The 21,127-nt window shown below is 65.6% G+C and carries 18 protein-coding genes and 1 rRNA gene; 13 read left to right on the plus strand and 6 right to left on the minus strand.

Going from position 1 to position 21,127, the window contains the following annotated elements; translation table 11 throughout:
• Window positions 1-156 precede the first annotated feature (156 nt).
• Entirely contained in the window at window positions 157-2,286 is a 2,130-nt protein-coding gene (locus G0A00_RS24700; protein ID WP_164180239.1) for an ATP-binding protein, read from the plus strand.
• A 39-nt stretch (window positions 2,287-2,325) separates the two neighbouring features.
• Here G0A00_RS24700 and phnE read toward each other — a convergent pair whose 3' ends face one another.
• From phnE to G0A00_RS24715, 3 genes are read right to left on the minus strand one after another with little or no spacing between them, the layout of a single operon-like run.
• Window positions 2,326-3,129, minus strand: a complete 804-nt coding sequence (gene phnE / locus G0A00_RS24705) for a phosphonate ABC transporter, permease protein PhnE (RefSeq protein WP_164180237.1) — start codon at window positions 3,127-3,129, stop codon at window positions 2,326-2,328.
• On the minus strand, window positions 3,122-3,916 hold the full coding sequence (locus G0A00_RS24710) for a phosphonate ABC transporter ATP-binding protein (RefSeq protein WP_164180235.1): 795 nt from the start codon (window positions 3,914-3,916) through the stop codon (window positions 3,122-3,124). Before G0A00_RS24710 ends, phnE begins: the two co-directional genes overlap by 8 nt.
• Before the next feature lie 55 nt (window positions 3,917-3,971).
• Complete coding sequence (locus G0A00_RS24715; RefSeq protein WP_164180233.1) at window positions 3,972-4,832, minus strand: PhnD/SsuA/transferrin family substrate-binding protein; 861 nt, start codon at window positions 4,830-4,832, stop codon at window positions 3,972-3,974.
• Window positions 4,833-4,935: 103 nt separating this feature from the next.
• Between G0A00_RS24715 and G0A00_RS24720 the strand changes: the two genes are divergently transcribed.
• Together G0A00_RS24720 and phnF are read left to right on the plus strand one after the other, a co-directional pair.
• Entirely contained in the window at window positions 4,936-6,060 is a 1,125-nt protein-coding gene (locus G0A00_RS24720; RefSeq protein WP_164180232.1) for an alpha-D-ribose 1-methylphosphonate 5-triphosphate diphosphatase, read from the plus strand.
• The gene (gene phnF, locus G0A00_RS24725; protein ID WP_368667745.1) at window positions 6,053-6,847 is read left to right on the plus strand and encodes a phosphonate metabolism transcriptional regulator PhnF; all 795 of its coding nucleotides are present in this window, start codon (window positions 6,053-6,055) and stop codon (window positions 6,845-6,847) included. The genes G0A00_RS24720 and phnF overlap by 8 nt, the downstream gene beginning before the upstream one ends.
• Before the next feature lie 42 nt (window positions 6,848-6,889).
• Here the strand turns inward: phnF and G0A00_RS24730 are convergent, their stop codons facing one another.
• Window positions 6,890-7,699 (minus strand): DeoR/GlpR family DNA-binding transcription regulator, encoded by an 810-nt coding sequence (locus G0A00_RS24730; RefSeq protein ID WP_164180230.1) that lies wholly within the window; start codon window positions 7,697-7,699, stop codon window positions 6,890-6,892.
• A 314-nt stretch (window positions 7,700-8,013) separates the two neighbouring features.
• Here G0A00_RS24730 and hisN point away from each other — a divergent pair, with 314 nt between their 5' ends.
• From hisN to eutC, 10 genes are all read left to right on the plus strand, one after another.
• A complete protein-coding gene (hisN, locus tag G0A00_RS24735; RefSeq protein ID WP_164180228.1) occupies window positions 8,014-8,808 on the plus strand; it encodes a histidinol-phosphatase in 795 nt (264 codons plus the stop codon).
• 38 nt (window positions 8,809-8,846) lie between these two features.
• Window positions 8,847-10,421, plus strand: a complete 1,575-nt coding sequence (locus G0A00_RS24740; protein WP_066109661.1) for an ABC transporter substrate-binding protein — start codon at window positions 8,847-8,849, stop codon at window positions 10,419-10,421.
• A 77-nt stretch (window positions 10,422-10,498) separates the two neighbouring features.
• Entirely contained in the window at window positions 10,499-11,479 is a 981-nt protein-coding gene (locus tag G0A00_RS24745) for an ABC transporter permease (RefSeq protein ID WP_066109659.1), read from the plus strand.
• Window positions 11,479-12,390, plus strand: coding sequence for an ABC transporter permease (locus G0A00_RS24750; RefSeq protein ID WP_066109656.1), 912 nt, complete (start codon window positions 11,479-11,481; stop codon window positions 12,388-12,390). The genes G0A00_RS24745 and G0A00_RS24750 overlap by 1 nt, the downstream gene beginning before the upstream one ends.
• 1 nt (window position 12,391) lies before the next feature.
• Window positions 12,392-14,224 (plus strand): ABC transporter ATP-binding protein, encoded by a 1,833-nt coding sequence (locus G0A00_RS24755; RefSeq protein WP_164180226.1) that lies wholly within the window; start codon window positions 12,392-12,394, stop codon window positions 14,222-14,224.
• Window positions 14,221-15,507 carry a Zn-dependent hydrolase gene (locus tag G0A00_RS24760; RefSeq protein WP_164180224.1) on the plus strand — a complete coding sequence of 429 codons (1,287 nt, stop codon included), beginning with the start codon at window positions 14,221-14,223 and terminating at the stop codon, window positions 15,505-15,507. The genes G0A00_RS24755 and G0A00_RS24760 overlap by 4 nt, the downstream gene beginning before the upstream one ends.
• Complete coding sequence (locus G0A00_RS24765; RefSeq protein WP_164180221.1) at window positions 15,504-16,430, plus strand: phosphotransferase family protein; 927 nt, start codon at window positions 15,504-15,506, stop codon at window positions 16,428-16,430. Before G0A00_RS24760 ends, G0A00_RS24765 begins: the two co-directional genes overlap by 4 nt.
• On the plus strand, window positions 16,427-17,371 hold the full coding sequence (locus G0A00_RS24770; RefSeq protein ID WP_164180219.1) for a choline/ethanolamine kinase family protein: 945 nt from the start codon (window positions 16,427-16,429) through the stop codon (window positions 17,369-17,371). The genes G0A00_RS24765 and G0A00_RS24770 overlap by 4 nt, the downstream gene beginning before the upstream one ends.
• Window positions 17,371-18,750 carry an ethanolamine ammonia-lyase subunit EutB gene (locus G0A00_RS24775; protein WP_164180217.1) on the plus strand — a complete coding sequence of 460 codons (1,380 nt, stop codon included), beginning with the start codon at window positions 17,371-17,373 and terminating at the stop codon, window positions 18,748-18,750. The genes G0A00_RS24770 and G0A00_RS24775 overlap by 1 nt, the downstream gene beginning before the upstream one ends.
• Window positions 18,747-19,469, plus strand: coding sequence for an ethanolamine ammonia-lyase subunit EutC (gene eutC / locus G0A00_RS24780; protein WP_164180216.1), 723 nt, complete (start codon window positions 18,747-18,749; stop codon window positions 19,467-19,469). Before G0A00_RS24775 ends, eutC begins: the two co-directional genes overlap by 4 nt.
• Window positions 19,470-19,527: 58 nt before the next feature.
• Here eutC and G0A00_RS24785 read toward each other — a convergent pair whose 3' ends face one another.
• Window positions 19,528-20,547, minus strand: a complete 1,020-nt coding sequence (locus tag G0A00_RS24785) for an LLM class flavin-dependent oxidoreductase (protein WP_164180214.1) — start codon at window positions 20,545-20,547, stop codon at window positions 19,528-19,530.
• 284 nt (window positions 20,548-20,831) lie between these two features.
• Window positions 20,832-20,946 (minus strand): 5S ribosomal RNA (rrf, locus tag G0A00_RS24790).
• Window positions 20,947-21,127 lie beyond the last annotated feature (181 nt).

Consider the following 21,127-nt stretch of genomic DNA (forward strand, 5'->3'; position numbering starts at 1 on the left):
CCACACTGCCACACTGCCACACTGCCACACTGCCACACTGCCACACTGCCACAAGATAGTGGTGCAGGACTGAGACACTGCGGTGAAAGGGCTTTGCCATGGCGTGCGGGCCTCTACATGCTGACCTGTGACCCTTTGCAATCGCCCGAGGCCGTGATGCGTTTTTCGTTCTTCAAAGCAAAACGGCCTTCGCCGGCAGAAAACTCCGGCCCTGCATCCGATGACCAAAGGACGCAGCACGAGAGGGAGCGCCGTGAGGCTGGCTATCGCGCGCTTTTCGAAATCATCGACGACGGGTTTTGCATCATCCAATTCATCGACGGCCCTGACGGTCCGCTTTCGGACTACGTGCATATCGAGGCCAACTCGGGCTACGAGCGGCACACCGGCATTCAGGGGATCGTTGGCAAGACGGTCTTTGATGTGGCCCCCAACGACGGGCGCGAGTGGGTGAAGATTTACGGCGAAGTGCTGTCGACGGGAAAGGCGATCCGCTTTGAACGTCAGTTCTCGGAGATTGGCCGCTTCATCGAGGTGTCCGCCCGGCGGGTGGAGCCGGAAAGCCTTGGCCAAGTCGCGGTGCTGTTTCGCGATGTCACCGACCGCAAGCGCGCCGAGGCGGGAATCCGCGGGAGCGAAAAGCGGGCGCGGGAAAACGAAGAGCGGGTCAATCTGGCGCTTGCCGCGGGCGCCATCGTCGGCACTTGGGTGTGGGACGTGCCCGCGAATGCGTTCATCGTCGATGAAGCACTTGCAGAGGCCATGGGGCTTGCCCCCGAGCAGGACCGCGCGGCGCTCTCGCTCGATATTCTGGTCACCAATGTCCACCCAGAGGATAAGGACAGGCTGCTGCAGCGGATCAACGAGACGCTTGCCGCCGGTGGCCCCTATGCCCAGCAGTTCCGGGTGCTTCAGGCCGACGGCGCGTATCACTGGATCGAGGCCAACGGCAGTGTCGAACATGACCGCGACGGCAAGCCCAAGATCTTCTCCGGCGTCCTGATGAATATCGACGCGCGCCGCGCGGTCGAGGCCGAGCGCGACCGTGCCATTGCCGAGCTCTCACGTCTCAACGAGACGCTGGAACAGCGCGTCACCGAGCAGACCAACGAATTGATGGCCAAGGAAGAGGCGCTGCGGCAGGCCCATAAGATGGAAGCGGTGGGCCAGCTTACCGGCGGGCTCGCGCATGATTTCAACAACCTGCTGGCGGCCTGCTCGGGGTCGCTGGAGATGATGCGCAAGCGTCTGGACGAGGGGCGCAGCGACGATCTCGCCAAATATCTCGACGCAGCCAAAAGCGCGACCGACCGCGCCGCCCATGTCACCCAGCGCCTTCTGGCCTTCTCGCGCCAGCAATCGCTCGCCCCCAAGCCGACGGACCTCGTGCAACTGACGCGCGGCATGGAGGATCTGGTGCAGCGCACCGTCGGCCCGCATATCGAGGTTTCCACCGTTGCGTCTGCTGATGTCTGGCCCACCCATGTGGATCCGAACCAGTTGGAGAACGCCCTTCTGAACCTCTGCATCAACGCCCGCGATGCGATGCCCGAGGGCGGGCAACTGACGATCCGCATCGACAATTGCACCCGCGAGGCGGATCAGGCGCAGGAAGGCGACCTCGCGCCGGGCGACTATGTCGAGGTTTCGGTGACGGACACGGGCACCGGCATGGACCCAAGCCAGATCGCCCGCGCCTTCGATCCGTTCTTCACCACCAAACCGATGGGCGAAGGCACCGGGCTGGGTCTGTCGATGGTCTATGGCTTTGCGCAGCAGACCGGCGGCGTGGCGGTGATCCGGTCCGAGAAAGGCATGGGCACCACCGTGTCACTGCTGCTGCCGCGCAGCCTCGCACCCGCCGAAGACGCGCCGCCCCCCGCGCCCGAGGGCCGCGCGGTGCCCGATGCCTCGGGCAAGACCATCCTCGTGGTCGAGGATGAAATCCTCGTGCGTATGGTGGTGGTCGACGCCCTGCGCGACCGCGGGTTTACCGTGCTCGAGGCAGGCACCGGCGCCGAGGCGCTGGACGTGCTGGCCACCGAGACGCCGATCGACCTGCTGCTGACCGATGTCGGCCTGCCCAAGGGAATGAACGGACGGCAACTGGCGCAGGCTGCGAGACAGGCCCGCCCGACGCTGAAGGTCGTTTTCGTCACCGGATACGACGAGGGCGTGGCGTTGGGGGACGAACTGCTCGCCTCGGACGTGGACGTGGTGCAAAAGCCCTTCGACCTCGACCGGCTGATCGACAAACTGGCCGGGCTGGCCAACGCCGCAGAGTGACCCGCGAGGAAAGCGCGGGCCACTCGGCCGGGCACGGCCTTATCGCAGCCGCGCGCGCAGCCTGTCGGTGCAGATCTCCATCAGCAGCACGAAGGCGAAGATCACGAGGATGATCATCGAGGCGTTGCGATACTGAAAGAGATCGAACGCGACTTTCAACTCCTGCCCGATGCCGCCCGCGCCGACGAGTCCCAGCACCACCGAAGAGCGCACCGCCTTCTCCAGCGCAAAAAGCGAGGAGTTGATCAGCGACGGCATGATATCGGGCAGCACCCCGCCCACCAGCACCGAAGCGCGGCTCGCGCCGATGGCCGCGAGCGCCTCTTGCGGTTCTTTCTCAGCGTCCTCCATGGCCTCGGCAAAGAAGCGACCGCAAAAGCCGATGGTGTCGACCATGATGGTCATCGTCCCGGCCACCGCCCCCAGCCCGACAGTGGCAACGAAGAGCAGCGCCCAGACCAGATCGGGGATGGTGCGCAGCAGCGATACGAATGCTTTGACCAGAAAGCCACCCCGCCCCAGCGGCGTCAGCCCACGGGCCGACAGCCATGCGATGGGCAGGCTGAGCACGATCCCGATGGCCGCCCCCGCAAGGGCGATCTGGAACGTCTCGAGAATGCGCAGCGCGATGCGCATCAGAAACTCCGCTTCGGTGTTCGGCGGCAGCATCCGCCCCACCAGTCGCAACATGCCCGGCACGCCATCGGCAAGCTGCCCCAACGAGGGCGCCACATTGTTGAGCGACACAAGCACCAGCGCCCCGACCGCCACCAGCGCAGCGAAAGAGGCGGGCGAGGTGCCGGTCAGCCGGTCGGGGGGTGAAACGGCGCGAGGATCAGCCATCGAAAGTCTCGTTCAGGTCGGATTGGGATACTTTGGCGCTCGGCTTGTCAAAGAGCACCCGCCCCTGTTTCAGCGCGATAACCCGCGTGGCGTAATCCAGCGCGTGCTTCATGTCGTGGGAGGTGTAGATCAGGGTGATCCCCTGCTCGGTGCAGAGCCTCTGGAACAGGTCCATCACATTGCGGCCCGAGACCGGATCAAGGCTCGCCGCAGGCTCGTCGGCGATCAGCAGCTTGGGACGCCGCACCAGCGCGCGCGCAATCGCCACCCGCTGCTGCTGGCCGCCCGACAGCGCGTCAGCGCGGAACATGGCCTTTTCCGCAAGGTTCACTGCACTCAGCGCGTCGAGCGCGCTCTGCCGCCAGCTATCCGGGGCGACGGAATGGGAAAAGGCGCGCCAACTGCCCTTGGCACCGAAGAGCCCGTGCACGACGTTCGACAGCACCGTGCGCCGCCGCACGAGGCAATGTTTCTGGAACACGAAACCGGTCTGCATCCTGAGGCGCTGCCGCTCGGCGCGGCTGCCACGCCCCTGCATGCGCGCCCCGAGGCAATCAAGCTCGCCGCCACTGATCGGGTGCAGCCCGATGAGGCATTTGAGCAGCGTGGACTTGCCGCAGCCATTTGCACCGATCAGAGCGATGCGCTCGCCGGGCAGAACCTGCAGGTCGACGCTGCGCAGGATCATCGTCCGGCGATCGTAAGATTTGGCCAGCCCGCGCGCGGTGATGACCGGAGCGATCGTACTCGGCGAGGTCTGTGTCGGGGCGTTCATAAGATCGAGCATGGGGCTCTCCGAGGGGGGCCGGGCGCAACAACGCCCGGCCCTTTGGATCAAAGGATCAGTTGCCGACGAAGGACGAGGTGTCGACGCCAATGGTCTGATACATCGAGCGCACGTAGTCGTAGTCGCTGTCCTGCACCTCGCTGAGGAAGAAGCCGCCCTTGTATTTCTGGTTGTCATCGCCCTGCAGCACCGCCTGCATCAGCTCATCGCCATGCTCGACGAAGGCTGCCTTGACCGACGCGATGGCCTCGGCATCCGCATCGGCGCGCGCCACAAGTATGTCGTTCGGCAGATCGCGCCCGCGGGCGATCACGGTGAAAGCCTGCTCGGGGAAGGCTTCGCGGATGCTGGCAAGGTGCCCCTCGTTCATGCCGATGGCCGCCACGTCGCCGCGGATCAGCGCCTCTACCGCCACATTGCGCGAGATGATCTGCGGCTGATAGTCGGCGTTATAGGCAAGGCCGAAGTCCGACAGAACCTGCGCCGGGCCGAGGTGCTGCGAGGTCGAGCCGACCGAGCCGAAGGTCACGGTCTTGCCCTTGAGATCCTGCACCGACTTCACCGGCCCTTCGCTCAGCGTGACGATCTGCGCGTAATAATTCGGGCGCTGCCATGCGGTGACGATCTGCGCGTCGGTCAGTTCCTTGATCACCGCGTATTCGGCGGGGCCGGTGAGCACCAGATCGACCTGACCTTGGTTCAGCGCCTCGACGGCGGCGGTGCGCGAGCTCACCGGGAAGAGATCGATCTGCTGACCGGAAATCTCTTCAAGCGCGGTTTCGAAGGCGGCGAATTCCTGTTGCAGGGCTTCCAGCCCCTCGATGTCGGTCACCGCGAATTTCAGCGGGTCGGCAAAAGCGGGTGCGGCGACGGTGAGCGCAAGCGTGGCGGTCGCGGCAAGGAGAGAACGGATCATGCTGTGGTCTCCAAAAGGGGTTGCTGTGTACACAGGAGTGTCACAGGAAGAGGTCATAGGAGATTCCATTGAAACTTTCGTGACGGCGACAGCAGGACGCGCAATGACACAGACATGGACCATCACCGGCGGCGAAATTCTGGCACAGGGCGCGCTTACGGCCCGCCCCCTATACGTCGCGAATGGGCTGATCCGGGACACTCCGACGCCGGAGGCACGCACCTATGATGCACGCGGCGCATGGGTGCTGCCGGGGATCGTGGATCTGCATGGCGACGGGTTCGAGGCCATCGTGCAGCCGCGTGCCGGGGTGCATTTCCCCTACCCGCTCGCCTTCGCCGAGGCCGACCGGCAGATGCTGGCGAACGGCATCACCACCGCCTTCCATGCGCTCACCGTGTCGTGGGAGCCGGGGCTGCGCAGCATCGAAGTCGCGCGCGAACTTGTCGCGGCGCTGGAGGCGGCCACGTCTGGCTTGCGCTGCAGCACCCACCTCAATATCCGCTGGGAGACCTTCGCCGTCGACCATGTGGCCGAAGTGCTTGGCTGGCTGGACCGGCGTCCCGGCGACATCCTGTCGATCAACGATCACACCACCGCCAACCGCGCCCTCGATGCGGGTTCGAGCAAGGTCAAGCGCATGGCGGCGCGGATGGGGATCACCCCCGAAGAAACCAAGCGGCTGATCGACGAGGTCTGGGCACGGCGCGCAGAAGTGCCCGGCGCGACCGCGCAGATCTGCGCTGGGGCCAGCGCGCGCGGCACGCCGATCCTGTCTCACGACCAATGCAGCGCCGAGGATTGGGCCGAAGGGCGCGATCTGGGCATCAGCGTCTCGGAGTTTCCGATGACCGAGGCCGCAGCGGCAGCGGCACGCGACGCCGGTGAGCCAGTGATTCTTGGCGCGCCCAACGCGCTGCGCGGGCTCAGCCATAATGGGGCGCTCTGTGCCACCTCGGCCATCAGCGCGGGTCTGTGCGATGTGCTGGCCTCGGATTACTACTATCCCGCGCCGCTGCACGCCGCTTTTCGGCTCTGGCAGGCGGGCGTGTTGCCCATGGCCGACGCATGGGCGCTGGTCTCGACAAACCCTGCGCGGGCGGCCAAGCTGCAAGACCGCGGAGAGATCGCCCCCGGCAAACGCGCCGACCTCATCGTGGTGGACCCCGACAGCCGTGAAGTGCGGGCGGTCTTCGTAGCTGGAAGGAAAGTGCTCGACCGTGTCTGACGCCCCCACCGACCATCCTGCCCCCGCCGCTCACCCCGAGCTGTCGGCGCTGGCGCTGGAGCCCTATGCGCCGAAAGCCCAGCGCGCGATCTGGCTGCAGATCTATCACCGGCTGGCCGAGGCGATCGAACGCGGCTGTGTCGCGCCGGGCTCGAAACTGCCGGGAGAGGTGCAACTGGCCGAGCTTTTTGCGGTCAACCGCATCACCATGCGCCGCGCGCTTGCCCTGCATCAGAGCGAGGGACGGCTGCAGGCCCGCAAGGGCGTGGGCATCTTCGTGCGACAAAAGCCGCGGCATTTCGAGGTGCGCAGCGACATGACCTTCGCCGACTCCCTCGCGGCGGACGGCGGCGTCATCTCGACCCGCACCCTGCTGCTCGACCGGGCACCGGCCAGCGCCGAGGCCGCGCGCCTCTTCGGGCTGGCGCCGGGCGCCGAGGTGATCCGGATGCACCGGCTGCGGCTGCTGGACGGCGCGCCGATCTATCTTTCGCGCAAAGAATTCCCGCCCGCGCGCTTCCCACGGTTCGAAGCGGATTACGCTCAGAGCGGCTCGGTCGTGGCGGTCTATCGCGCCGCGGGCATTCCGCACTACCGCCGTGCCGAGACGCGGGTGCGCGGCGGGCTCGCCAGCCGCGAAGAGGCCGAGATCCTCGGCCTCACCCCCAAGACGCCGGTGCAGCATGTGACGGCGATCAACCGCGCGCCCGATGGCGCGGCGATTGAGCTCAACCGGGGCTGCTGGCCCATGGCCAGCGTCGAGCTTGTCTTCAGCGAAGACGGCTAGCGCCGCGCTTCACTACGGATGGCGACGCACGGCGTGGGAGGCTCACGTCTCTGCCGAACCCCGGCGGCGCGCCGACCTCAGCGCCTCGGGTTCCCCCACGGGCACGCGCACCACCTCGCCTGAGGGCAGCTCAAACGCGGGGTCTGCCCCCGTATCGGTGATCAGTTGGTCGATCTCACCGGTGCGGCAGATGGCCACCCGGCTTTCGGTTCCGATCTTCGACGAGACGCAGAGCATCATGCAGCGGCGGGCGCCGCGGATCATCTTGCGCGCCACTTCCGCCTCGTGAAGCTCGTAGTCGGTGGCACCGCGGGAGGGATCAATCCCGACGGGTGAGATCACCGCGTAATCCGCAAGGAAGCGGTCAATCTCCGACAGGGTCAACTCGCCGAAGGTCGCGGGCACATCGCCATGCGGCTTGCCGCCCAGCAGCAGCATGTCGATGCCGCTGCGCGCCGCAAGAACCTGCGCGATCTCGATGGAGTTGGTGATCACCCGCAGGTCGCGGTCCTGCTCGAGCTCATGGGCGAAGGCCAAGGTTGTCGTCCCGGCGTCGATGAAGATCGTCGAGCCCGGCTCGATCAGCGCGGCGGCCCGGCGACCGATGGCGCGCTTGGCTTCGGCGTTTTCGACCAGACGGTCCGAAAATGCGGGCTCGGGCAGGATCACCTTGTCCGAGGTCACCGCGCCGCCGTGCACCCGCACAAGCGTGCCGCGCTGGTCGAGGTCGAGAAGATCGCGGCGGATGGTTTCCCGCGAGACGTCAAAGACCTCGGCGAGGCGGTTGGTCTCGACCTTCCCCTCCTGCGAGAGGTACTCGAGAATCTTCGACTGCCGCTCGTGCGACCACATGGCGTTTCCTTTCCATGGGCGCATCTGCCCCCGGCTGGCTTCCCTAAGTGTGGCAGGACCTTAGCAAGACAGCCCAGCAAATCCACAAGTATCCTCACGTAATGTGGATTTATGGCCGATTCGTAAATCCTCAGTCCAAAATCCACCAATTCACGCAAAAAATCTGCCTCTTTATGCGGCCTTTTGTGTTTTTGCCTCCGATACCGCCAAAAACATTGTGCACTTTTGCCCGTTTGGATGTGAGCGTGAGGCAACAGCACCGGGCAGATGACCCGCCAGCCAGTCAGCCCGCCGACCAGATTGAAAGAGACTGCATGTTCGACCTTCCTCAGGCCCTCGCCTTCGCCAACGCATCCGCCGACGAAGCAGGCCAACTCGCGCGCAAGCATTTCCGCAAGGCGCTCAGCGTCGAGCACAAGGTCGACGACAGCCCGGTCACCATCGCCGATCGCTCCATCGAGACCATGCTGCGTGCGCGGATTGCCGAGGCCTATCCCGATCACGGCATCTTCGGCGAAGAGCATGGGGTCGAGAACCTAGACCGCAAACATGTGTGGGTGGTGGACCCGATCGACGGCACCAAGAGCTTTGTCACCGGCCATCCGCTGTTTGGCGGCCTGATGGCGCTGCTAGAGGATGGCGCCCCGAAGCTGGGCCAGATCGACATGCCGGCCATTGGCGAGCGCTGGTGCGGCATCGAAGGCCAGCAGACCACGCTCAACGGTGCCCCGGTGCAGACCAGCGACTGCCGCGAGCTGTCACAGGCCTTCGCCTATACCACCGACCCGATGCTGTTCACCGGCAGCCGCGCCCCGGCCTTCGAGATGCTGCGCGAGGGCTGCCGCCTGCTGCGCTTCGGCGGCGATTGCTACAACTACGCCCTGCTCGCCTCGGGTCACTGCGATCTGGTGCTGGAATGCGGGCTGGAGCCCTATGACTACCTTCCGGTGGTGCAGGTGATCCGCGGCGCTGGCGGCGTCATCACCGACTGGAACGGCAACCCGCTCGGCACCGGATCGTGCGGCGAGGTGCTGGCCAGCGCCACCCCTGAACTTCACGCGCAAATGCTGGACGAACTGGCCCGCCTGCGTGCGACCGAAGCGGCATAAAGACCGAATAACCAAAGATAATCCAACAGGAGAACGACATGGACAGACGCAATTTCCTGCGCTACGGCGCGATGGCCGGGGCCGCTGCGGGCGCCCTTCGCCTGAATCCTGACTTCCTCTTCAGCTCGGCACATGCGCAAGAATCCAAGCCGCTTGTGTTCCTGTCGGCAGAGAACATCACCGGCAACTGGGACCCGACCGCGCACACCACCCTCTCGCAGACCAACATCGAGGGCTTTGTCATGGGCTTCCTGACCCGTGCCCCGATGCGCCCGGACAACCCCGACGAGGTGATCTATGAGCTGGCGACTGAGATCAACGAACTCGACGCCCACCGCCTCGAGATCAAACTGCGCGAAGGTGTGACATTCCACGACGGCGAGCCCTTCACCGCCAAGGACGTGAAAGCCACCTTCGAATACGGCGCGCAGCTTGACCGCCCCAAGCAGGTCTATCCCGGCCCGACCGACACGTTCGAAGTCACCACCCCCGACGATTACACCGTCGTGGTCGACACCACCAAGGGCGGCTATGGCGCCTCGCTGTTCATCTTCCTTGCCTCCTACCTGCCGATGCTCTCGGCCAAGGATGTCGCCGCTGGCCCCAACGGCCCGCTCAGCCAGCGCCTTAACGGCACCGGCCCGTTCAAATTCGTCGAGCAGCGCGGCAACGACACGGTGATGGAAGCCTATGCCGACTACTTCCGCGGCGCGCCCAAGATCCCCGGCGTCACCTTCTCCTTCGTCGGCGACGCCACCACCCGCATGCTGTCGCTGATGAACGGTCAGGCCGATGTCATCGAACGGCTCGAGCCCGAGCAGGTGCAGACGCTGGAAGGCAACGAGGACATCAAGCTCTCGCGCCTCGTCTCGGTCGAGAACAAATACCTGTGGTTCCGCTGCTCCAAGCCGCCGTTCGACAACCCGCTGCTGCGCAAGGCCGCCGCGCATGCCATCGACCGCTCGATCATCCTCGAGATCATGGGCACCGCCGGTGAGGCCTCGAGCAACTTCGTCTCGCCCATCAAGTTCGGCTACACCGATCTGGAGAACTACCCCGAATACGATCCCGACGAATGTCAGCGCCTGCTGGCCGAAGCGGGCTATCCGGGCGGCGAGGGTCTGCCGGAGCTGGAGTATATCACCTCCACCGGTTTCTACCCCAAGACCAAGGAATACGGCGAAGTGATCACCGCGCTGCTGCAGGAGCAGGGCTTCCCGGTGACGCTGAACGTGATGGAAGTGGCGGCATGGAACGAGCGCCTCTACGACCGTCCGGGCGGCGGCCCCGGCCATATGGTCGACTGCGGCTGGTCCACCGGCTCGCCCGAACCCGATCTGGTGCTGCGCACGCATTTCCACTCCACCTCGAAGCGGATCTGCGGCATCGAAGACCCCGAGATCGACGCCGCGCTCGACGCCGAGCGCAACGCCTCCTCGCTGGATGAGCGCCGCGAGAGCCTGCAGACCAACCTGATGCCGATGCTGGCCGAGAAGGTGCCCGCGCTGAGCCTGTTCACCTCGGTGCTGATCCACGGCATGCGCTCGGATGTGGAAGACCTCTTCATCTATCCCGACGGCATGTCGGACGCGTCGGAAACTACCCTCTCCTGATCCTGTCAGGCACGTGACGGCCGGAGCCTTCGGGCTCCGGCCCCTCCTCCCAACAAGACACCCGACAGGAGCTGCCGATGTTCATCGCAAGATTCCTCGCCCGACGGCTCGCACAGGGAGCGCTGATCGTCTTCCTCGTCTCCGCCCTGATCTTCACCCTGCTGCGCGTGGTGCCGGGCGATCCCGTGCGCCTGATGGCTGGCGGCATGGCCCCCGAGGCGTTGATCGAGGAGATCGCCACGAACATGGGTCTGCGCGATCCCATCTACGTGCAGTTCGGCCGCTATGTCGGCGGCATCCTTCACGGCGACCTTGGTCAGAGCTTCGTGCGCCCGGCCAATGGCGCAGCGGTCGGCGGGGCCAGCTTCAACGACAGCACCCGCAGCGAGCGGGCCGAGGTCTGGTCGCTCATCGCCGAGACCGCCCCGATGACGCTGCAGCTTGCGCTTCTGGCCATGGTCTTTGCGTTGATCATCGCCATTCCCATCGGGGTCTGGGGCGGGCTCAGGCCGGGGCGCTTCCCCGACCGGCTGGCGCTCTACACCTCGTCTCTCTTCGTCAGCCTGCCGAATTTCTGGCTTGGCATCGTGCTGGCGTTGCTGCTGTCGGTAAAGCTGCAACTGGTTCCCGCCATCGGCTACAACGGCTTTGCCTATACCATCCTGCCCGCCTTCGTTCTGGCGATCGAGATCGCGCCCTTCATCATCCGCACGCTGACGGTTTCCGTGGCGGGCGTCATGGGACAGTCGTTCATCGACATCGCCGCGGTGCGCGGATTGACGCGAAACCAGATCATCTTTCGCCACGCGCTGAAAAACTCCTCGGTGCCGCTGCTGAACCTGCTTGGCGTGCAGTTCTCGATGTTGCTCGGCGGGGTTCTCGTGATCGAATTCATCTTCGACTACCCGGGGCTCGGCCTGCTGACGATCAACGCGGTGATGCAGCGTGACTTCCCGCTGATCCAAGGCATCGCCATCGTCACCGCCGCCGCATTCGTCCTGATCAACATCGTCGTCGATCTCTGCGCGACGGCCATCGACCCGAGACTGGAATACTGATGAGCTCCATCGACATCTCCCCCGAGGCGCTGCCCGCCCCCAAGGGCCGCAAGATCTCTGCCCGCATCTGGTCCGAGGCCTTCTCCTCCATCGAGTTCCGCATCGGGCTGGCCGTCTTCCTCGTGCTGCTTGCGGCGGCGATCCTCTACCCGTGGCTGTCGGGCATCGACCCGACCAAGATGAACATTCGCGCCAAGCTCAGCCCGCCCGTCTTCATGGGCGAAGGCTGGAGCTGGGCAAATCCGCTGGGCACGGATCAGCTGGGCCGCGACATGCTGGCCCGCTCGCTGGTCGGGCTGCGCTATTCGCTGCTGATCGGCATCTCGACCACCGTTCTGATGCTGGCCGTGGGCGCGCTGGTGGGGCTCTTTTCGGGCTACTTCGGCGGCAAGACCGACACCGTGCTCATGCGCCTCACCGACGCGCAGCTGTCGATCCCGATGATCATCCTCGCGATCACCATCCTCGGCGTCTCGCGCCCCACGATCCCGTCGATCATCCTCGTCCTAGGGCTGGCGGGCTGGCCGGTCTACGCGCGGGTCATGCGCTCGACCGTGATGTCAGAGCGCAAGAAGGAATTCGTGCGCGGCGCCATGGTGCTGGGGGCAACGGACTGGCGCATCATGTTCACCCTGCTGCTGCCTCTGGTGCTGCCGCCCGTGGCCTTCGTCGCGGTGCTGGATATCGCGCGCATGATGATCTTTGAATCGGTGCTGGGCTTTCTCGGCCTCGGCGTGCAGCCGCCCACCCCCACCTTCGGCAACATCATCGCCGACGGGCGCAAATACCTGATGAACGCATGGTGGATCGCCACCATGCCCGGTGTCTTCCTCGTGCTGACGCTGACCTCGGTCAACCTGATGGGCGCCGCTCTGGAACGCGCACGCAACAAGATCTACGGAGGCGCCTGAGATGTCGCTCGACATGGCACAGACCCAATCTCTTCTTTCGGTGCGCAACCTGAGCGTCGTGGTCGAAGGGCAAGGCGCAGACCGCACCGTTCTGGATGGCGTCAGCTTCGATCTCGCGCCGCGCCGCATCCTGTCGGTCATCGGCGAAAGCGGCTCGGGCAAGACCGTGCTGGCCCGCGCGCTGGCAAGCTGGCTCTCGGCACCGCTCAAGATCACCTCGGGCGAGATCCTCTTTGAGGGCCGCGATCTGATCCGCGACCCGTCCCACGCCCGCAGCCTTGCGGGGCGCGAGATCGCCTATGTCGGCGGCAACCCCGCTGGCGCGCTCGACCCGACGATGACCGTGGGCGCGCAGCTGGTCGAAAAGCTGCGCGCGGTGCGGCCCGACATCTCGTCGCGCGACGCGCAGGAGAAGGCCATCCGCCTGCTGGAAGCGGTGAAAATCCCCGCCGCCGAGCGGCGCTTTCACGAGTATCCCTTCCAGTACTCGGGCGGCATGATGCAGCGCGCGATGATCGTCGATGCGCTGATCTCGGACCCGGCGCTGCTGATCGCCGACAACATCACCCAGCCGCTCGACGTGACGGTGGCGGCGCAGATCCTCAAGCTGATGCGCGAGCTCAACGAGGATTTCTCGACCGCCGTTCTGTTCATCTGCTCTTCGCTGCCCGTCGCCTGCGACGCGGCGGATGAGGTGATGGTGCTGCACGCGGGCCGGGTTGTCGAACGGCAGGCGCCGCAGGCGCTGGTCAGCGGACCCGAGCACAATTACACCCGCGGGCTGATCGAAGAGCTGCCGACGCTCTGGGCCGAGGGTCGCAAAGAGGTCTCGCGTCCGCAGGACCGCGACCAGCAAGCGATCATGTCGGTGCGCGGCGTCGCCAAACACTATGAGACCCGCGGCAAGAGCGGCAAGGCACTGGTGCAGGCCGTGCGCAACGTCGAGTTCGACGTCTTCCCCGGCGACAACTTCGGCATCGTCGGCGAGTCCGGCTGCGGCAAATCCTCTCTGATGCGGCTGCTGACCGGGCTTGAACGGCCCGACGCGGGCTCGATCTTCTTCGAAGACGAGAACGTCGGTCAGGCCAGCCCCAAGCGCCTGCGCGAATTGCGCCGCAAGTTCCAGCTGGTGCTGCAGGATCCCTATGGCTCGCTGCCGCCGCAAAGCTCTATCGGTGCCATCCTCGAAGAGCCGCTGAAGATTCACAAGCTTGGCAATCGCGCCGAGCGCCGCGACCGCGCGCGCGCCGCTATGAGTGAGGTCGGCCTGCACGAAAGCCTGTACGACAGCCTGCCCACGGGCCTCTCGGCCGGTCAGCGCCAGCGGCTCAACGTCGCCCGCGCCATGGTTCTGGAGCCGCGCCTTCTGATCATGGACGAGACGCTTTCGGCGCTCGACCAGACCGAGCAGGGCAAACTGCTCAACCTCTTCGAGCGGCTGCAGGCGCAGCACGGGTTCACCTATATCTTCATCTCGCACGATCTGACCATGGTGCGGCAGGTCTGCTCGCGGATCGCGGTGATGTATCTGGGCGAGACTGTGGAAGTCGCGCCCAACGAGCGGCTGTTCTTCGATCCCGGCCACCCCTACAGCCGCGCGCTTCTGTCGGCGGCGCCGACGCTCGAAGAGCGGCGCTATCGGCCCGAGGATTGCCTCATGGAGGGCGAGCCGCCCTCGCCCATCAACCTGCCGCAGGGCTGCGCCTTTGCCGGTCGCTGCCCGCATGCCTTTGACCGCTGCCGGGTCGAGAACCCGCGCCTCACCTCACGCGGCAATCAGGCGCTGGCCGCCTGTTTCCTGAATGAAGACCACCCCCAAGGAGAGCCCCAATGACCGAAACGCTGGATCTTGCCCGGATCGACGCGGCGCTGTTGCAGGCGTTGATGGAGAAACAGGCCGAGTTCGGCAGCACCGGGGACGGCGGCATCGACCGCCCCGTTCTCACCGACAATCACAAGGCCGCCCGCGACTGGTTCCGGGCGGAGCTTGCGGAGCGGGGCTATGACGTGCTGGTCGACAATATTGGCAACCTCTTTGGCCGGATCGATCTGGCGGGCCCCGATGCGCCGCTGGTGATGATCGGCTCGCATCTCGACAGCCAGCCGCGCGGGGGCCGCTTCGATGGCGCGTATGGCGTTGTCGCGGCATTGGCCGCCATCGAGACATGGCGCAACGAGGCGAAGGCACGGGGTGAGACCCCCAGCTGCAACTATGTGATCGCGGACTGGATGAACGAGGAAGGGGCGCGCTTCCAGCCCTCGCTGCTCGGCTCTTCGGTGTTTGCGGGCGGGCTGACCCGCGAGTTCGCCCTCGCCCGCACCGACCGTGATGGGCTCAGCGTCGAGGCGGAACTGAACCGCACCGGCTACATGGGCAGCGATCCCGCGCCGCAGCCCGACATCTACCTCGAGATCCACATCGAAGGGGACGACAAGATGGAGAAGGCTGGCGCTCGGATCGCGCCCTTCGTCCGTCACTGGGGTGCCCTCAAGGTGCGGATCGAGGTCACCGGCGAGCAAAACCACACCGGCCCGACCCCGATGGAAGACCGTCACGACGCGGTGCTTGGGGCCGCTTACATCATCGCCAAGGTGCGCGAGCTGGCCGACACCGCCAGCGACACGCTGTTCACCTCGGTGGCGCGGGTCGATATCTCGCCCAACTCGCCCAATATCGTGCCGGGCAAGGCCATCCTCTTTGCCGAATTGCGCGCGCCCGAGCCCGCGATGCTGGAATGGTCCGAAGCCGAACTGCGCGCCGCCCTGCCCGGTCTGGCCGAAAAGGCCGCCGTTTCGGCAGAGATCGTCTCGGTCGACCGCCGCCCTGCGGGCCGTTTCGACGCGCGGCTGGTTGCGCTGGCCGAACGCGCGGCGGATGACTTCGGCTATCCGCGCATCGCCATCGACACCATCGGCGGCCATGACGCGGTGGCGGTGAACGCGATCCTGCCGTCGATCGTGGTCGCGGTGCCCTCGGTCAATGGCGTCATTCATCGCAATGACGAATACACCTCGCCCGAGGATCTCAACGCCGGCGGCGATGTGCTGGTCGAGATGATCCGCCGCATCGACCGCGCAGGCGGCAACCTCGACAAGGCCGCAGGAGCCAGCGCATGAGTCAGCTCGTCACCGATGACATGATGGCCGAGACGCTGGCGGCGGCGGGGCTCGATCCCGCCGCGGCAACCTCCGGTCCGGCGGCGCTGGCCTCGCCCAGCTACAAGGCGCTGGAGAGCCGGTCGGCTCTGGCGGGCGGGACCTTCGTCAAACGCATGCACCCCGAGATGATGCATTGGTTCGACCTGCCCGCTGCCATCGCCGGGGCCCGCGCCGCGGGTGACACCGGGGCCGGGCCAAAGGTGCTCTGGTCCGACGAGGCCAGGGGCGCCATTGCCATGACCGCCTGCGGCGAGGGCTGGGTCACCGCGCGCCAGCACCACCTGCAGGATGCGCAGACCACCCGCACCATCATGACCGCGCTGCGCAAGCTGCACGCCGGTGCCGCGCTGCCACGCCGTTTCGATCCCTTCGCCGAGATTGACCGGGTGATCGAGGCCCATGGCGCGCAGGGCATCGCCTTGCCCGATGACATCCTGTGGTTGCGCCGTCTGGTGGCGCAGGCCGAGCCGCTGCTCGATGGCGCGCTCGCGCCCTGCCGCAACGATGGCTCATCGTCCAATATCCTGATTGGCCCCGACGGCGAGGCGCTGCTCGTGGATTACGACCGCGCCGGGATGAACGACCCGCTCTATGACGTCGGCTGCCTGCTGGCCGAAATGACCGACATCGAGACCGACATGGAAGCCGCCTACACCGCCTATGCTGGCAGTTTCGACGCCGCTGGCTTTGCGCGCGCTCGGCTGTGGTCGCATGTGGACGATCTGCTGCATGCGCTCTGGGCGCGGCTGATGTCGCACCTGTCGGAGCGCGGCGCGGTGGAATGGCTGAAATACGGGGAATGGCGGCTGCTGCGGCTGCGCATGATGCTGCGCCATCCCTCTTTCGAAGAGAAGATCCGCATCACGGGAGAGGCCGCATGATGATGAAACCTCTCGGCAGCGCCGCGCATGCCATGGAAGAGACCATCGAGACAGTGATCCGCGATGCGCCGCTGTTCGAAGGCGGGCGCGACATGGTCTATGGCCCGGTTTCGGGCGGCATTTCGAACGAGAACTGGCGGGTGAAGCGCAAGGACGGCAGCGGCGATTGGTTCGTCAAAGTGCCCGGCAATGGCACCGAGATGTTCATCGATCGCGACGCTGCCATGGACGCCTCGCGCAAGGCCGCTGCGGCGGGTCTGGGGCCACGGGTGCATGATGACCTCGCGCACCGGGGCGTCGAGATCAACGACTTCCTGCCCGACCGCCGCGCCTCGACCCACAGCGATTTCGCCGACATCGAAAAATGCCGCGCCGCCATCGCCGCCTATCGCACGATGCATGGGCTTCCGGCGCTCGGGCTGACCAAGACCGTCTTTGACATGATCGACGAACACGCCCAGCAGGTCGCCGAGCTTGGCGGGCGCAAGTATCGCGAGGACGCTTGGCTGCGGCTCAACACCCAATTGGCGCGCGAGGCGATCGATGCCTCGGGCGTCGACCTCGTGGCTTCGTTCAACGATCCGATGCCGGGCAACTTCATGATCGGCGAGGATGGCTCGATCATGCTGATCGACTATGAATACGCCTCGATGAACGACCGCTGCTACGATCTGGGGATCTGGTTCGGCGAGATGTTCTTTACCCCCGAGCGCGAGCTGGAACTGATCGAGGCCTATTTCGGCGAGGTCCGCCCCGAGATCGTCAGCCGAGTCACCGTGCACAAGGCTCTGGCCGATGTGAAATGGTCGCTGTGGTCGATGGTGCAGCTCGAGGTGTCGCGGCTCGACTTCGATTTCCACAAATACGGCATGTGGAAGAAGATGCGCGCCCGTTCGATCATGGAAGCGCCCGACTGGGCCACTCACCTGCGGAGATTGTAATGCCGACCTATCGTGCCACCGCGCGCGGCGAACAGTTCGTGTTCCGCTCGCTTGCGCATCTTCTGAGCGCCGCCACGCCCGAGAAATCCGGCGACCAACTGGCAGGCATCGCCGCAAGCTCGGCGCTGGAGCGCGTGGCCGCGCGCCGCGCCCTGCTCGACCTGCCGCTGAAGACCTTCCTCACCGAAGCGGTTGTGCCCTATGAGGCCGACGAGGTGACGCGGCTGATCATCGACAGCCATGACGCGGCGGCCTTTGCGCCTTTCGCGTCGATGACCGTTGGCGATCTGCGCGACTGGCTGCTCTCACCAGCGGCACATACCGCCGCGCTCAGCGCCGCCGCGCCGGGTTTCACCCCCGAGATGATCGCCGCCGTCAGCAAGCTGATGCGCAATCAGGACCTGATCCGCGTCGCGCGCAAGACCGAGGTGATCACCGCCTTTCGCACCACGCTGGGCAAACGCGGCACCCTGTCGACCCGGCTGCAGCCCAATCACCCCGCCGATGACCCGCGCGGTATCGCCGTGGCCATGCTCGACGGTCTGTTCTTCGGCGCGGGCGACGCGGTGATCGGGATCAACCCCGCCTCCGACAATATCGGCAACTGCCACGATCTACTGGTCGCGCTCGACGACATCCGCACCCGCTTTGACATGCCCGCGCAATCCTGCGTGCTGACCCATGTGACCAATGCGCTCGACCTGCTCGACGCCGGGGCGCCGGTCGACCTGATCTTCCAGTCGATCGCGGGCACGCAGGCGGCAAACGACGGCTTTGGGGTTACGCTCGATGTGCTGCGCGAGGCCAATGACGCCGGACGCGCCGCCGGGCGCGGCACGGTGGGCCAAAACACCATGTATTTCGAAACCGGACAGGGTGCCGCCCTGTCGGCCGATGGCCACCACGGCGTCGATCAGCAGACGCTCGAGGCCCGCGCCTATGGCGTCGCCCGCGCCTTCGAGCCGATGATCGTCAACACGGTGGTCGGCTTCATCGGGCCGGAATATCTCTACGACGGCAAGCAGATCATCCGCGCCGGGCTGGAGGATCACTTCTGCGGCAAACTGCTCGGCCTGCCGATGGGCGTGGACGTGTGCTACACCAACCACGTGCAGGCCGATCAGGATGACATGGATGTGCTGGCCACGCTGCTCGTCGCGGCGGGCGTCACCTTCCTGATCACCGTGCCGGGCGCCGATGACGCGATGCTCGGCTACCAAAGCCTTGGCTTCGAAGACATCGCCTATCTGCGCGAGATCTCCGGCCTGACACCCGCGCCCGAGTTTGACGCATGGCTCAAGACAGCGGGACTTGGCGGGCAGCGCGGCGCACTGCCGGACCCCGACATGATCCTGCGCAACATGGGACTGGTGGCATGAGCGATATCAGCAGCAAACTGGCCCAGCTTGGCCGCATGACCCCCTCTCGCGTGCGGCTCGACGCCAGCGCGAGCCCGCTGCCGCTGTCGCGGCTGCTGGCCTTTCAAGAGGACCATGCCGCCGCCAAGGACGCCATCTTTGAGACGCCCGATTGGGACGGCTTGCGCCGCGAGTTGCGCCCGCTGGCGCAGGTCTCCAGCCGGGCGCGGAGCCGCGCAGACTACCTCAAGCGCCCGGACCTCGGTCGACAACTCGCGCCCGGCACCGAGCTGCCACTCACCGAGCCGGATCTGGCGATCGTGATTGCCGATGGCCTTTCGCCGCCTGCCGTCACCGCCCATGCCGCAGCGGTCGTCCGGCACCTGCGCGCGCTTCTGCCCGAGCTCACCGAGGCCCCCGTCTGCTTTGCCGAGCAGGCCCGGGTGGCGATCGGCGACCAGATCGCCGAGCGGCTCGGCGCGCAAATGGTTCTGGTGCTCATCGGCGAACGTCCGGGACTCACCGTCTCGCACAGCCTTGGCGCCTATCTCACTTGGGCACCGCGCAGCGGCACCCGCGACAGCGCCCGAAACTGCGTGTCGAACATCCACACCTCCGGCGGCCTGACGCCGCCGCGCGCCGCCGAGCGGCTGGCGTGGCTGATCACCGAGGCGCGGCGGCTGTCCACCACCGGCATCGGCCTCAAGGACCGCAGCGGCGAGCTGACCATCGTTTCTTGAGACACCCCTGAGGGACAAAAAAATGCCCGGCCACAAGGCCGGGCATATTTCTTATCGCTCAGCGCCAGCCAAGGGCGGGTGCCACATGGCTGAGGATGCTCTCGATCACATGGGCGTTGTAATCGACCCCCAGAGAGTTCGGCACCGTCAGCAGCAGCGTATCGGCCTCGGCAATCGCCTCATCGCCTTTCAGCTGCTCGATCAGCCGGTCGGGCTCGTCGGCATAGGAACGCCCGAAGATCGAGCGCTGCTGTTCGATGAAGCCCACGGAGTCGTCCCCTTTGCCGCCATTGCCGAAATACATCCGGTCCTGATCGTTCATCAGAGCGAAAATCGAGCGGCTCACCGACACCCGAGGCTTCCGGCTGTGCCCCGCAGCTTTCCAAGCCTCACGATAGGCGCGGATCTGCTTGGCTTGCTGGATGTGGAAGGGCTCGCCGGTCTCATCGTCCTTAAGCGTCGAGCTTTGCAGGTTCATGCCCAGCATGGCTGCCCATTCGGCGGTTTTGTTCGACCCGGCGCCCCACCAGATGCGGTCCTTCAAGCCCTCCGAGAAGGGCTCGATCCGCAGCTTGCCTGGCGGGTTGGGGAACATCGGCCGCGGGTTCGGCTCGGCAAAGCCCTGCCCCTCGAGCATCTGCAGGAAGACCTGCGCGTGACGGCGCCCCATGTCCGCATCGGTCTCATCCTCAGCGGGGGCATAGCCAAAGTAGCGCCAGCCGTCGATCACCTGCTCGGGGCTGCCGCGGCTGATCCCCAGTTGCAGGCGGCCCTGACTGATCAGATCGGCAGCGCCGGCATCCTCGGCCATATAGAGCGGGTTCTCATAGCGCATGTCGATGACGCCGGTGCCAATCTCGATCTTCGAGGTCCGCGCCCCGACCGCAGCGAGCAGCGGAAATGGGCTGGCGTGCTGGCGCGCAAAATGGTGGACGCGATAGTAGGCCCCATCGAGCCCAAGCTCTTCTGCCGCCACCGCAAGCTCGATGGCCTGCAGCAAAGCGTCAGAGGCTGTGCGCGTGGCCGACCCGCGCTGCGGCGACCAATGGCCAAAAGACAAAAAGCCGATGTTTTTCATAGCGATACTCCTCGGGCTGCGCGCGCGGGGCGATGACCCCGGCGTCGATCCCGTTTGGAGCATAGCTAGTCATTCCACCCCCACGCCCGCAAGCGGCGGCGCTGTTTGCCACGGCGCAGCCTCTGTGCATGGACGTTCGCGGGCAGTGGATATTGCCCACACAAACGCGTATAGCGCGACCGGGGTTGGTCGCGTGGCGGGCGCTTTGCGCCGCAGGATAGGGATGTGTGGCTGAGGACCGTTTTGAGAGATACGTTTGGTTGATTTATTGTGGGTTTTACTAGGTTTGGCGGTGACCTACTCTCCCACGTCTTGAGACGCAGTACCATTGGCGCGGCAGCACTTAACGGCCGGGTTCGGAATGGAGCCGGGTGTTTTGCTTGCGCTATGACCACCAAACCAAGAAAAACCCACAACGCTGCGCGTTGTGGCGTTTCTTGGTTTGGTTGGCGGCAGACAGCGTCTCGCGAAGCGACGACGCGTTGCCGCACCTCTCCATGCCGGGCGCAGCGCTAATCAACGAGTTTCCAAGTCAAGTATGTGTAGGGGTTGTATGCTTCGTCTGATCTGGAACAGCCTT

This window comes from Salipiger sp. PrR002, from assembly GCF_010500775.1.
Lineage (GTDB): Bacteria > Pseudomonadota > Alphaproteobacteria > Rhodobacterales > Rhodobacteraceae > Salipiger.

What these genes read in the sequence shown, in the direction of transcription:
- G0A00_RS24745 (WP_066109659.1), top strand. Translation starts at nt 10,499, where the DNA reads ATGTTCATCGCAAGATTCCTCGCCCGACGGCTCGCACAGGGAGCGCTG.
- G0A00_RS24775 (WP_164180217.1), top strand. Translation starts at nt 17,371, where the DNA reads ATGCCGACCTATCGTGCCACCGCGCGCGGCGAACAGTTCGTGTTCCGC.
- G0A00_RS24715 (WP_164180233.1), bottom strand. Translation starts at nt 4,832, where the DNA reads ATGATCCGTTCTCTCCTTGCCGCGACCGCCACGCTTGCGCTCACCGTC.
- G0A00_RS24700 (WP_164180239.1), top strand. Translation starts at nt 157, where the DNA reads ATGCGTTTTTCGTTCTTCAAAGCAAAACGGCCTTCGCCGGCAGAAAAC.
- hisN (WP_164180228.1), top strand. Translation starts at nt 8,014, where the DNA reads ATGTTCGACCTTCCTCAGGCCCTCGCCTTCGCCAACGCATCCGCCGAC.
- eutC (WP_164180216.1), top strand. Translation starts at nt 18,747, where the DNA reads ATGAGCGATATCAGCAGCAAACTGGCCCAGCTTGGCCGCATGACCCCC.
- G0A00_RS24755 (WP_164180226.1), top strand. Translation starts at nt 12,392, where the DNA reads ATGTCGCTCGACATGGCACAGACCCAATCTCTTCTTTCGGTGCGCAAC.
- G0A00_RS24720 (WP_164180232.1), top strand. Translation starts at nt 4,936, where the DNA reads ATGACACAGACATGGACCATCACCGGCGGCGAAATTCTGGCACAGGGC.
- G0A00_RS24785 (WP_164180214.1), bottom strand. Translation starts at nt 20,547, where the DNA reads ATGAAAAACATCGGCTTTTTGTCTTTTGGCCATTGGTCGCCGCAGCGC.
- G0A00_RS24740 (WP_066109661.1), top strand. Translation starts at nt 8,847, where the DNA reads ATGGACAGACGCAATTTCCTGCGCTACGGCGCGATGGCCGGGGCCGCT.
- G0A00_RS24760 (WP_164180224.1), top strand. Translation starts at nt 14,221, where the DNA reads ATGACCGAAACGCTGGATCTTGCCCGGATCGACGCGGCGCTGTTGCAG.
- G0A00_RS24765 (WP_164180221.1), top strand. Translation starts at nt 15,504, where the DNA reads ATGAGTCAGCTCGTCACCGATGACATGATGGCCGAGACGCTGGCGGCG.
- G0A00_RS24770 (WP_164180219.1), top strand. Translation starts at nt 16,427, where the DNA reads ATGATGATGAAACCTCTCGGCAGCGCCGCGCATGCCATGGAAGAGACC.
- phnE (WP_164180237.1), bottom strand. Translation starts at nt 3,129, where the DNA reads ATGGCTGATCCTCGCGCCGTTTCACCCCCCGACCGGCTGACCGGCACC.
- G0A00_RS24750 (WP_066109656.1), top strand. Translation starts at nt 11,479, where the DNA reads ATGAGCTCCATCGACATCTCCCCCGAGGCGCTGCCCGCCCCCAAGGGC.
- G0A00_RS24730 (WP_164180230.1), bottom strand. Translation starts at nt 7,699, where the DNA reads ATGTGGTCGCACGAGCGGCAGTCGAAGATTCTCGAGTACCTCTCGCAG.
- G0A00_RS24710 (WP_164180235.1), bottom strand. Translation starts at nt 3,916, where the DNA reads ATGCTCGATCTTATGAACGCCCCGACACAGACCTCGCCGAGTACGATC.